Here is an 11756-nt window from a genome sequence, read left to right on the forward strand (position 1 = left end):
GTCGACTTACCTTTGTGAGAGGTAGGACGCAGACAGGGAACAGGGCCGGCAATGGCGCGACAAGCAGCAAAGAAACGGCAGACGACCGAGGCGCATGACGAAAAGCGCAACGAGATATTGAGACATTGCGCGACGCTGTTCGACCGGGTGGGATATCACAAGGCGTCGATGCAGATGCTGGCGGACGAGGTTGGCCTCGGCAAGCCGACGCTCTACCACTATTTCCCGAGCAAGAACGCCATCCTCTTCGCGATGCACGATGCCCATATGAGCGCCCTGCTCGCCGGCCTGGACGAGGAGGGGGGATCGGACGATCCGCTCGGGCGCCTGCGCGCGGCATGCATCGACATCCTGCGCCAGATTGCGGAGCATCCGGGTTATGTCCGGGCGTTCATGGACCATTATGAAGATCTGGAAGGCAAGATGCGCGACCATATCCGGGCGCAGCGCAATGCCTATCTGCAACGGGTGCGCGGCATCATCGAGCAGGGGATCGCGAACGGCCATTTCCGGCAATGCGACCCGGGGCTCACCACGCTCGGTTTCCTCGGCATGTGCAACTGGGCCTATAAATGGTACCCCCCCCTGGCAAAGCGCAGATCGCCCGAAGACGTCGCCGATGCGATCTGCCAACCCTTTTTCGAGGGGTTGAGCCTGAAGGGGCGCTGACCATGCTCGCTATCGACCATTCCTGCTCCATGCCCTCAACTGCCTTGATCGAAGCCGTCCGCTTTTCGGAGCCGGGAGGCATAGGGGCGTCGGCAGAGCGGCTGCGGGATGCGGTGATGGACCTTTGCGGGCTGCGCACGGCGGTCACGCATAATGTGGCCTCCCGCGAACCGATGCGTGATGGAAATGGCGCCGTGCTCGCCAGCGAGGTCTTTGGCTTTCGCGGCGAGGAGGCGCGGTGGTGGGAGGTGCCTCAGCTCGCCCTTTCCTCACCGATCGTTCACGCCTGCCGGGTGGAGGCGGAGCCGTTCTGGTGCAACGCGCATGGCTTTCGCACCCGCTTGCACAACCCGCTGCTCGATGTGGTCGACCTGCATGATTTCCGCATCCGGGCGATGACGGCGGCCGCGATCGTGGTGCCCATCCACCTGCCGTTCGGCCAGATCGGGGCGGCCAGTTTCCTCTCGCCAGAGCCAGAGGCCAACGACCTTTCCGATGCCTATTCCTGCGCCGCGGACGCGCTGGCCGTGCTGGCGCGGGCCTTCGTGCAAAGCTATGTCAAGGTGACCGCGCGGGCGCGTCCCGGTTTGGGCAGCATATCGCTGACCAAGCGCGAGGTGGAGTGTCTGCGTTGGGCGGCCGCTGGAAAGACGAATGAGGAAATCGGCATCATCCTCGGTCTGCAACGCACCACGGTGCGCTTCCACATCCGATCGGCTTCGGTGAAGCTGGACGCCGTGAACCGCGACCAGACGATGTTCAAGGCGGCGCAGCTCGGCTTTCTTGGAATGATAAACTAGAGCGGATTTCGATCTGATTGAATCAGATCGCCGCTCTGGATTCCTTGTTTTCCGCGATTTCTTAACCAGCGATCGGTTCCGATCGCTTGGAAATCGCTCTAGCTCCTGTCGCATTGGTCAGAAGCCGACCGAATGGTCGGGCGCTATGTCTCTCCAAGGAGATATGCCGTGCCCGACACCCTGCCCGTTCCGATCGCCGATGACCTTGTCTGCTCCGACAGCGGCGGCATCGCGCTGCTCGCCTCCCGTGAGCGCGCGACCGGCCGGATCTGCTTCCCGGCGCGACCGGAAAGCGATGCGCGCTACGACCGCGTCGTGCTGCCGCGGACAGGCCGACTATGGTCATGGACCGTTCAGCGCTTCCGTCCCAAGTCGCCGCCCTATGCTGGCCCGGACGCGTTCGAACCCTATGCGGTCGGCTATGTCGAGCTGGATGGGACGCTGATCGTCGAAGGGCGTCTGGTCGATGCGGCGTTCGATGATCTGGAAATCGGCATGGCGATGCGGATCGTGCCGCTGCCCTTCCTGCTGGCGGACGGCTCGCTGCGCACCAGCTTTGGCTTCGCGCCGGACAGGGGCGCTGGCATATGAGCGAAGACGTCTTCATCGTCGGTGCGGGAATTCATCCTTTCGGCCGTACGCCTGCCCTTTCGGGCCTTCAGCAGGGCGTCTTCGCCGTCCGCCAGGCGCTGGAACGGGCGGGGCTTGAATGGCGCGATGTTCAGTTCGCGTTCGGCGGATCGGATGCCGCCGGAAATGCGGATACCATGGTGTCGGAATTGGGGCTTACCGGCATTCCCTTCATCAACGTCGCCAATGGGTGCGCGACCGGCGGCTCGGCCATGTTCGGCGCCTACAGCACGATCAAGTCCGGCGAGTTCGACCTGGGCCTGGCCGTCGGTTTCGACAAGCATCCACGCGGCTCCTTCTCGCCCCTGCCGGCGGACTGGGGGCTGCCGGCCTGGTATGGCGAGACCGGGCTGATGCTGACCACCCAGTTCTTCGCCATGAAGATCCAGCGCTACATGAGCCTGCACGGCATCACGCCGCACACGCTGGGCGCGGTCGCGGAGAAGGCGTTCGCCAACGGCGTTCTCGCCGATCACGCCTGGCGGCGCGAAGCGGTCGATATCGATACAATCCTCCAATCCCAGATGGTCAGCGATCCGCTCACCAAATTCATGTTCTGCTCGCCGGGGGAGGGGGCGGTAGCGCTGTTGCTGGCGAGCGGCCGGAAAGCGCGCGAACTCGGCCTGCCGGCGGTGCGGCTGCGGGCTGCAGCGGTCCGCACCCGCCCGACCGGTTCATTCGAGGTCTTCTCGCCAGCGCTTGATCTCGATCGTGGCGGCTCGCCAACCGGCCTCGCTTCCCAGGCAGCCTATGAAATGGCGGGCGTCGGGCCCGAGGACATCGATATAGCGCAACTCCAGGACACGGAGGTCGGGGCGGAGATCATGCACATGGCCGAAAACGGCTTCTGCGCGGATGGCGAGCAGACGGCGTGGATTGCCGAGGGACGCACGCGGATCGACGGCACCTTGCCGGTCAACACCGATGGCGGATGCCTCGCCTGCGGCGAGCCGATCGGGGCTTCGGGGCTACGCCAGGTCTATGAGAATTATGTCCAGTTGATCGAGCAGGCGGGTGCGCGACAGGTGCCGGGCAAGCTGCGCCTCGGCTACAGCCATGTCTATGGCGCGCCGGGCGTCTCTGCTGTCGCGATCGTGGAGCGCTGACGCCATGGACCTCGCGCTTAGCAGGGAGCAGCGCGCATTCCGTGAGGAGGTGCGCGATTTCCTGGCCTTGTCGCTCTCCCCCGCGCTGCGGCGCGGGGCCGCGCTGACATCCGGTGTCTTCGCCGAACCTGACATCGCGCGCCAATGGCAGGCGATCCTGGAGGCGAAGGGATGGCTCGTCTACCACTGGCCGCACCATGCGGGCGGGCCAGGATGGACGCCTGTCCAGCGCTGGATTTTCGAAAAGGAATGTGCGGAGGCAGGCGCTCCGATCCTGCCCGGCATGGGGCTGAAGCTGGTGGGGCCGGTGCTGTACACATTCGGCACCCAGGCGCAGAAGGACCATTACCTCCCGCGCCTGCGCACGGCCGAGCATATATGGGCGCAAGGCTTTTCGGAACCCGGCTCCGGCTCCGACCTTGCGAGCCTGCGCACCCGCGCCGTCCGCCATGGCGACCATTATATCGTGTCCGGCCACAAGATCTGGACGACGCAGGCCCAGTACGCCAACCGGCTGTTCGCGCTGGTCCGCACTGATGCCGAGGTGAAGCCGCAACAGGGCATCAGCTTTCTGCTGATCGACATGACCCTGCCGGGCGTGACGGTCAAGCCGATCCTCAGCGCATCGGGCGATCACGAGTTGAACGAGGTCTTCCTCGACGAGGTGCGGGTGCCGGTGTCGGAGCGCGTCGGCGAGGAAGGGCAGGGCTGGTCGATCGCCAAGTTTCTGCTGGAGAATGAACGGGGCGGGTCCAGCTTCGCGCCGGCGCTGCTGGCCGATCTTGCCCGTTTGCGGATGTCGGCGGGGCCGCTGACCGGCGAACTGGCGGACCGCGCCGTCAGGCTTCAACTGGAGGCCGAAGCGCTCGAGATGACGGAGCTGCGGACGCTCATCGAGATCGAGCAGGGCGCCGCGCCGGACCCGCGCAGCCTGATCACCAAGCTGCTGGCATCCGAAATCCGGCAGGGTGTGGAGGCGCTGGCAGTCGATGCCTTTGGCCTCGCCGGCCTGCAACTGCCCGTCGAGCGCCCCTTTTATGGCGACGACATGCCCGCTCCGATTGGTTCGGCGCAGGCGCAGGTCGCAGCGGCCCGCTATCTCAACGCTCGCGCCTGGTCGATCTTCGGCGGCACCAGCGAGATACAACTGACACTTATCGCGAAGGCCGCGCTCGGCCTTTAGACAAAGAAAGAAGGATGCATCATGCCTGAAGCCTATATCGTGTCCGCACGCCGCACCGCCGGCGGCCGCCGCAACGGCCGCCTCGCCGGCTGGCATCCCGCCGATCTGGGCGCCCTCGTGCTGGACGCGCTGGTCGCCGACGCGGGTGTCGATCCCGCCGCGATCGACGATGTGATCATCGGCTGCGTCAGCCAGGTGGGCGAGCAGACCTTCGCCTTTGGTCGCAACATCGTGCTCGCGTCCAGCCTGCCCGACAGCGTGCCGGCGGTGACGATCGACCGGCAGTGCGGCTCATCCCAGCAGGCGGTGCATTTCGCGGCGCAGGCGGTCATGTCGGGGCTTCAGGACCTCGTGATCGCGGGAGGCGTCGAAAGCATGACGCGCGTGCCGATGGGGTCTCCCATCACGCTGGCCCAGGCGGGCGGCATCGGGGCCAACCCATTTTCCGGGGCTATCCAGAAGCGCTACGGCATCGAGATGTTCAGCCAGTTTCACGGCGCGCAGATGATCGCCGACAAATATGGCTTCACCCGCGACGACCATGACCGGTTCGCGCTCGCCAGCCACCACAAGGCAGCAGCGGCGATGAATTCAGGCGCGTTCGATGCCGAGATCGTGCCGGTGCCCATCGTCACGGCGGAAGGAGAGCAGGGGATTCATGACCGCGACGAGGGGGTTCGGGCCGATGCGTCGATGGAATCGATCGGTTCGGTCAAGCTGCTGAGCGAGGGCGGCACGCTTTCCGCGGCCACCGCCAGCCAGATCTGCGACGGCGCGAGCGGCGTGCTCGTTGCCTCCGAAGCGGCGGTCAGGGCGCATGGCCTGAAGCCCATCGCCCGCATCGTCAACCTGGCGGTAACGGCGGGCGATCCGGTCATCATGCTGGAAGAGCCGATTCCCGCGACCCGCCGGGTTCTCGATCGGGCCGGCATGGCCATGAAGGACATCGATCTGTTCGAGGTGAACGAAGCCTTCGCGTCGATCCCCATGGCATGGATGAAGGCGCTCGACGCCGATCCGGCAAGGCTGAACGTCAATGGCGGGGCCATTGCGCTCGGCCATCCGCTCGGCGCGACAGGCACGAAGCTGATGACGACGCTCATCCATGCGCTGAAGGCGCGGGGCCAGCGCTATGGTCTTCAGACCATGTGCGAGGGCGGTGGCATCGCCAACGCCTCGATCATCGAGGTGCTCTGAGCCATGAACCTCACGCTCAGCGATGAGCAGGTGATGGTGCGCGACATGGTCCGCCGCTTCCTGGCGGACCGATATGACGCGACGACCATGGCGAAAGGGCCGATGTCTCCCGCCGACTGGCGCGCATTGGGGGAGCTCGGCCTTTTTGCCCTGCTGGCGCCGGAGCAGGCAGGCGGGCTGGGCGGCGGCGCGGTGGAGGTGATGATCATCTCCGAAGAGATGGGGCGCGCCCTTGCGATCACCCCGCTGGCCGAGGGCATCCTGCTGTGCGGACGAGCGATCCTTGCCGATCCCGCCGCCGCGCGCTGGGGCGCCAGGCTGATGCAGGGGGATGTCCTGCTTGCATTTGCGCAGGGCGGCGCGCTTGTCGACGGAGGGCTCTGCGGATCGGCCGCCATTGTCCGGGACGGCATGGATGCCGACGCCTTCGTCGTGGAGACGAATGTAGGCGCGCTTTTGCTGGTGGACGCTCAGGATAGCGGCGTCCGCAGGACGCCGGTTCGTCTGGTCGACGGCAGCATGGCAGCCAATGTGCGTTTCGATGCCGCGCAGGCCGTGCCCCTCGCGGTTCCGGCGAGCATATGGGCGGAGGCTCAGGGCCTGGCCGGCCTGTCGATCGTCGCCGAACTGGTTGGCGCGATGGCGACCTTGCTGGACCTGACGGTCGATTATGTCAGACAGCGGCACCAGTTCGGCAAGCCGATTGCGAGCTTCCAGGTCGTGCAGCATCGCTGCGCGCGGATGTACACCTGGCTGGAGCAATCCCGCTCCCTGCTTTTGAAGGCGGCCATGGCCGAGGAGGAAGCGCGGGTCCGGGCTGTGACGGCGGCAAGGGCCTATATTGACGACGCTGCCCTGAAACTCGCGGAAGACGCCGTGCAATTGCATGGCGGCATGGGCGTGACCGATGAACTCGCGGTGGGGCGTGGGCTGCGCCGCCTGTTGTTGCTGTCACGCCTCCATGGCGGCCCAATTGCCGCCCGTGCCGCGCTGGCAGCGTGAGGGGATCGGCGATGACCAGGAAGGGCAGGGTCGAAGACAAGGTCGTCCTCGTGACCGGCGCCGCGCACGGACTGGGCAAGGCCGATGCCGAAGCATTGGCGCGCGAGGGCGCGCGGGTAGTCGTCGCCGACATTGACGAGGCGGAAGCGCAGCGGGTCGCAGAGACGCTTCCGGCCGCAATGGCCTTGGGCCTGGACGTGACCTGCGAAGCGCAATGGCAGGCCGTCCTGGCGAAGATCATGCGCACCCATGGCCGCCTCGACGCGCTGGTCAACAATGCGGGCATCGCCGCCTTTGAAACGGTCGAGCAGTCGTCGCTGGAGGCGTTCCGCCGCGTAATGTCGGTTTCCGCCGAAGGGACGTTCCTGGGATGCAAGACCTGCCTGCCGGCACTGGCGGCCAGCGGCGCAGGATCGATCGTCAACATCGCGTCCGTGGCTGCGATCCGCGGCAATCCGGCGGTGTTCGCCTATAGCGCGGCCAAGGGTGCCGTGCTCTCCATGACGCGCAGCCTGATCGTTCATTGCCAGCAGCAGGGCCACCCCGTTCGCGCCAATGTCGTCCTGCCCGGTTCGCATGATACGCATATGGTCCGTGAGGCCTATCATTTTGCCGCGCCCGAATTGCGCGACGCCGCCCGCAAATATGAAGGACAGCCGGAACATGTTGCCGATCTGGTCCTGTTCCTGGTGTCGGACGAATCGATCCGCTTGAACGGGGCGGAGATCGTGATCGACAATGGCCGGACAGTGGCCTGATGCCGGGCTGTTCCGCAGCCTGCTGAGCCAGGCGGGCCGGTAAAGCGCATCATCAGCCAGCGGTGCGAACGGGGTCATCAATGTTTCTTGAGATCGGACGCATAGAAGCGTGATGCCCATCCGATACTGCCCGCGCCGGCGAGCGAGAACAGCACCACGGCCGAAAGCGCGAAACGCAGCGATGTGTCGTGCATCCCGGCGCCTGCCAGCCGATCGCTGAGGAACCCGGTCACGGCCGGGCCCAGGCCCAGACCGAACAGGTTGAAGACGAGCAGGGTCACGGCAGAGGTCAAGGCCCGGATGCGGGGCGGGACGATCGACTGCGGGACGCCTATGATCGGGCCGTAATAGAAGAACATCAGCATGGTCGCGACGAAGCCGAACGCCAGCGATGCCGTCAGCGAGGGGGTCAGGAACTGGATCAGTGCCGCCGGCACCATCAGCAGCATCGCAACGGCGCTCACCCAGACGCGACCCGCCGGGTGGCGCGATCCCGCTGCGTCCGACAGGCGGCCACCCAGGTAGATCCCGATGCCGCCGCCCAGCCCGTTCATCAGCGCCAGCCAGGAGGCGACGTCCGCGAGCGGCATGTGATGGACGCGCATGTAGAAGGGCGCGGACCAGCTCATCATCGCATATTGGGCGAAGGCATGAAGCGTCGTGCCGATCAGCATGTAGCGATAGGTCCGCAACCGCCACAGGAAGCGCATGGCCTCGCCGAGGGGCGGCGCTTGTTCTGTTCGGGTCGAACCGCTCGATCCCGCACGCGCAGGTTCCCGCACGAGCAGCAGGACGAGTGGCGCCAGCGCCAGCCCTGCGACGCCTATCACCCCAAAGGCAAGGCGCCACCCCAGCGCGGAAGCGATCCAGCCGCCCGATGCATAGCCCAGCATGATCCCCGCCGGGAGCGCCAGCCCCCATAAAGCAAGCGCCGTGACCCGCTTTTCGGGCGGGTAATAGTCGGCGATGATGGAATGGGAAGCCGGCACGGAACCCGCTTCTCCCAACGCGACGCCGATGCGGAACGCGACCAGGGAGCCAAAGCCGGTCGCCAGTCCCGAGAGAGCCGTCATGCCGCTCCAGGTGGCGAGCGACGCGGCGATGATGTTGCGGCGATTGAAGCGGTCCGCCAGCCGCGCGATCGGAAGCGACAGCGTTGCGTAGAACAGTGCGAAGGCAAGGCCGGTGAGCAGTCCGAGCTGCCCGTCGCTCAACCCCAGTTCACGCTTGATCGGCTCCTGAAGCACCGACAGGACGGTGCGATCGATATAGTTGAACATCGACACCAGGCCCAGCATGACCAGCATCATGCGGCGCAACCCGGCCGCGGAGGTCGTCGGCGGGGCGGTAAGTCCGATGGGCTGGCTGGTCATGCGATTACCTCTTGAAAGGCGCCTGGATTGAAGGGAGGCCCGCCTTGGGCGAGCCTCCCTGGACTGTCGAACGTCCCTTGCGGGCAGTCCATGCGGCAATCCATCAGAACTTGAAACGGACCCCCGCCGTAAGCGTGCGCCCCGCGACATTGTAGAGCGTGAACAGCGTGGGGTAGAGAAGTCCCGGCGCGGCTGCCGCGGCAACCAAAGGCGGCTTGCGATCCAGCAGGTTCGTGGCGGTCACGAACAGCTCCGGCTCCCCGCGGACGTCGAATTTATAGGATGCCGTGGCGTCGGTATAGAAGACCGGCTTGATCGCCGGGACAGCATAAAAGGACGTCGGATCGTTTTTCAGGTTGCCGATGGTCACCTTGCCGATCATCGATTCCTGCACGAACAGGGTGAGGCCGCCATGGGAGTAATTGGCGCTGAGCGTGCCCCTGAACTTGGGATAGGCATAGGCCGTCTGGCTGTTGACGCCATGCCCGGCATAATCGATCACCGGCGCGATCGAGTTTGTCTGCGTCTTGTAGCGGTCCAGATAATTGCCGGAGGCGCGCAGCGCGAGTTCGCCATCGCCGAGCCTGGTGCGGTATGACATGGTGATGTCGAGGCCGCTGGTACGCAGGAAGCTGATATTCTGCGTGATGAGGCTCACCGAAATCGGATAGTTGGCGGGCGAGCGATCGCTGAACGGCAGCGGCCTTTCGATGAGGGCGCATGTCGGCGACGTGCCGTTCGACGTTTCACACTCGTTGACGACATCGTTCAGCCCCTGCGTGGCGATGGCGCCCTTGATCTTGAGATCGTAATAATCGACCGAAAGGTCAAAGCCGGGCAGGAAACTCGGACTGAGGACCACGCCCGCGGCAAAGGTGTCGCCGGTTTCGGGATCAAGGTCGGGGTTGCCGCCACTGAACTGACGGATCGAACCTGGCGTGCCCGTGTGGGGATCGTTGAAGTTCACAGGCGCGGTCTGGACGCCGGCGAACAGTTCGAACAGCGAAGGTGCCCGAATATCGCGGGACCGCGTGACTCGGAACATGATGTCCTGGATCGGCTTGTAGACGGCGCCCACCTTCCAGGTCTTGACGCTTCCGCTGGTGCTGTAGTCGGTGAGGCGGAAGGCGCCGTTGAGGCTCAGTTCCTCGGCGAAGGGCTGGTTCTTGAATATCGGAACCTGCGCTTCGGCAAACACTTCCTTCACATTCACCTTGCCGAAGGCGGAGCCGACATTGGTGTTGTTGAAACGGGTCATGCGATTGGCCGGGATGCCCCGCAGCCCGGTGAAGTCGACGGGCACCGCGGGATCGGAATTGGACGTCAGGTCCAGCTTCTGCTTGCGATATTGCCCGCCTATGGCGACCGTGACGGGCCCTGCCGGAAGCTCGAAAAGGTCTCCCCGCGCAGACAGGACGAAATCGTCGGTCGTGTTCATGGCGCGGTAGCGGGATACGCCTAGGACGGTTTGCAGATCGGCTGTGGAGGGCGTTCCCGCGCCGAAGACATTGAGCGGGACGCATCCAGGATAAAGGCCGGGGTTGGTCAGCGTGACGCGGCAGACGATCGAACCATTGGGGTCGCGAACCGCGTCCAGGGCTGCCGCAAGCTTGGGAATCTCGATCTGCGTCTGGGCGAATTTGGTGACGGACCTGCCATGGGTATAGTCGGCGGTGATGTTCCAGCCCCCCAGGTTCCACTCGAGCCCGCCGTTGATCAGATAGGCATTGGTCGCCTCGCGCGTCGGGATGGGACCCTGTTCGCCGATGAAGCGAAAGACGGTGAAGCTGTCGTTCGGGCCCATCTGCGCCTGGACCGCGGGGTTCAGGAAGGCGTTGCCACTGAAGAACCGGAAGCCGAGCACCGACTGGGCCTGCGTATCGTAGCGGGTGACGCTGCGCGAGTAGCTGCCCTGGACGTGCGCCGTCAGCGCGTCGCTAAGGTCGTACGACAGTCGGCCGAAGCCCTGGGTGGTCGTCAGCGGCGCGATCAACTGGTTGAAGCCTGGGATATAGAGGCCGTCGCCGCCCACATTGGTGCCCGGCGTGCCGGTGGCCGTCCCGCGCTGAATGGGCCGCACCGCGCCGCCGGGCAGGAAGATAGTGTTGGTGAGCGAGGGCACGGTGCTCGTCAGGATGATGCCGTTATTATAGTCGTTCGTCGTAAAACGCAGGTTCGGCAGGAAGATGAACGGGTTTGCCTGGCGACCCGGCGCGGCGGTCGATCCGGGGACCGAACCCACGGCCGCATAGGCATCGTCGCCGTAGATGCGCGCGCTGCGCTTGATCCCATCGCTTTGGAAGCGTTCGATCGAGGCGAGGACATGACCGCGATCGCCCGCAAAGCTGAGGCCACCCGCAATGCCGATCCGGTAGTTGCCCAGGTCGCCGCGCGTCGACACACCGCGCTGCGCGACGCCTTTCACGCCCTCGAACTTCTTGTCGAGGACGAAGTTGACCGCGCCGCTGACCGCGTCGGAGCCGTAGACGGCCGAAGCGCCGCCGGTCACAACGTCGACACGCTGGATCAGCAGTTGCGGGATGGTGTTGACGTCCACCGCGCCACGGAAAGTCGTAGGCGGCACGCGGATGCCGTCGAGCAGGATCAGTGCCCGCGTCGGACCGACGCCGCGCAGGTTGAGCAGATTGCCATGCTCGCCGCTGTTGCCCTGCAACTGGCTGTTGGACTGCGGGCTGACCGAGTTGGCGAATTGCGGCAGCTTGTTGATCGCATCGGCGAGGTTGGTGGGGGTCGCCTTCTCCAGCTCCGTGGTCGGCGCGACGGTCACCGGCGTCGGCTGGTTATAGCCGTCGCGTACGACGCGCGTTCCGGTGACGATGATGTCTCGCGCGGACGACGCGCCGGCATCCTCCACCGGCTGCGGCTCGGTAGCCGCCGTCGCTGCGGTTTGCGCATGGGCCGGCACGATGATCCCGGCAATCGCGCATCCCGAAAGGAGCGCCAATCGGCCAAATTTGAATCTTGTCATCATCTCTCTCCCTCTGATTAGGGCTGTTATGTATTTCGCCCCGAAATCT

10 protein-coding genes are annotated in these 11756 nt (G+C 65.2%); 8 read left to right on the forward strand and 2 right to left on the reverse strand.

What is annotated here, in order from left to right; translation table 11 throughout:
- Window positions 1–51 precede the first annotated feature (51 nt).
- The 8 genes from MRBLSP13_RS19275 to MRBLSP13_RS19310 all read left to right on the forward strand — a co-directional run bounded on the left by MRBLSP13_RS19275 (window position 52) and on the right by MRBLSP13_RS19310 (window position 7345).
- A complete protein-coding gene (locus MRBLSP13_RS19275) occupies window positions 52–669 on the forward strand; it encodes a TetR/AcrR family transcriptional regulator (RefSeq protein WP_133653197.1) in 618 nt (205 codons plus the stop codon).
- Window positions 670–671: 2 nt separating this feature from the next.
- Window positions 672–1469, forward strand: a complete 798-nt coding sequence (locus MRBLSP13_RS19280) for a helix-turn-helix transcriptional regulator (RefSeq protein WP_363756130.1) — start codon at window positions 672–674, stop codon at window positions 1467–1469.
- Window positions 1470–1637: 168 nt separating this feature from the next.
- Window positions 1638–2060, forward strand: a complete 423-nt coding sequence (locus tag MRBLSP13_RS19285; RefSeq protein WP_363756132.1) for a Zn-ribbon domain-containing OB-fold protein — start codon at window positions 1638–1640, stop codon at window positions 2058–2060.
- Window positions 2057–3205 carry a thiolase family protein gene (locus MRBLSP13_RS19290; protein WP_363756134.1) on the forward strand — a complete coding sequence of 383 codons (1149 nt, stop codon included), beginning with the start codon at window positions 2057–2059 and terminating at the stop codon, window positions 3203–3205. Before MRBLSP13_RS19285 ends, MRBLSP13_RS19290 begins: the two co-directional genes overlap by 4 nt.
- Before the next feature lie 4 nt (window positions 3206–3209).
- Window positions 3210–4388, forward strand: coding sequence for an acyl-CoA dehydrogenase family protein (locus MRBLSP13_RS19295; protein ID WP_363756136.1), 1179 nt, complete (start codon window positions 3210–3212; stop codon window positions 4386–4388).
- 21 nt (window positions 4389–4409) lie between these two features.
- The gene (locus MRBLSP13_RS19300; protein ID WP_363756138.1) at window positions 4410–5585 is read left to right on the forward strand and encodes an acetyl-CoA C-acetyltransferase; all 1176 of its coding nucleotides are present in this window, start codon (window positions 4410–4412) and stop codon (window positions 5583–5585) included.
- A gap of 3 nt (window positions 5586–5588) precedes the next feature.
- The gene (locus MRBLSP13_RS19305) at window positions 5589–6587 is read left to right on the forward strand and encodes an acyl-CoA dehydrogenase family protein (protein WP_363756140.1); all 999 of its coding nucleotides are present in this window, start codon (window positions 5589–5591) and stop codon (window positions 6585–6587) included.
- A gap of 11 nt (window positions 6588–6598) precedes the next feature.
- Complete coding sequence (locus MRBLSP13_RS19310) at window positions 6599–7345, forward strand: SDR family oxidoreductase (RefSeq protein WP_363756142.1); 747 nt, start codon at window positions 6599–6601, stop codon at window positions 7343–7345.
- 77 nt (window positions 7346–7422) lie between these two features.
- On the opposite strand, the gene MRBLSP13_RS19315 is transcribed toward MRBLSP13_RS19310, so the two are convergent.
- Together MRBLSP13_RS19315 and MRBLSP13_RS19320 are read right to left on the reverse strand one after the other, a co-directional pair.
- The gene (locus MRBLSP13_RS19315) at window positions 7423–8718 is read right to left on the reverse strand and encodes a spinster family MFS transporter (protein WP_363756144.1); all 1296 of its coding nucleotides are present in this window, start codon (window positions 8716–8718) and stop codon (window positions 7423–7425) included.
- Between the two features lie 103 nt (window positions 8719–8821).
- Window positions 8822–11710, reverse strand: coding sequence for a TonB-dependent receptor domain-containing protein (locus tag MRBLSP13_RS19320; protein WP_363756146.1), 2889 nt, complete (start codon window positions 11708–11710; stop codon window positions 8822–8824).
- Window positions 11711–11756 lie beyond the last annotated feature (46 nt).

The organism is Sphingobium sp. LSP13-1-1.1, from assembly GCF_040676415.1.
In the GTDB taxonomy this organism is placed as follows: Bacteria; Pseudomonadota; Alphaproteobacteria; order Sphingomonadales; family Sphingomonadaceae; genus Sphingobium.